This window comes from Adlercreutzia sp. DFI.6.23 (assembly GCF_024462535.1).
Classification (GTDB): Bacteria; Actinomycetota; Coriobacteriia; order Coriobacteriales; family Eggerthellaceae; genus Adlercreutzia; species Adlercreutzia rubneri.
In genome coordinates, this window is the sequence record NZ_JANGBP010000775.1 from 1 (window position 1) to 289 (window position 289).

At 63.3% G+C, this 289-nt stretch carries 1 pseudogene; it reads right to left on the bottom strand.

Going from position 1 to position 289, the window contains the following annotated elements:
• Positions 1–270, bottom strand: a pseudogene (locus NE591_RS15415) (LysR family transcriptional regulator); the annotation flags it as partial.
• Between the last annotated feature and the right edge of the window lie 19 nt (positions 271–289).

Here is a 289-nt window from a genome sequence, read left to right on the forward strand (position 1 = left end):
GGCGTTCACATAGCCCAGATGCAGCTTGATGTCGGTCTCCAGCGGGATGGTTGTGAGCGCGCTGCCGTCGGTGATGCCCACGAGAATGCCGCTCGTCACCGTGTAGCCGTTGATGGCCATGATGAGCTCGGTAAGCGACGCGCGGTCGGTGCAGGCCACCTTCTTGGCGCGCGGCACCTCCGACAGGGCCTCCTCGAAAAACGCGACGGGGGCATCGGGACCCTGGTCGAAGTACACATGGGGGAAATCAGCCAGCTGCTCGAGGCTCAAGCTCTTCGCGTTCACGAAG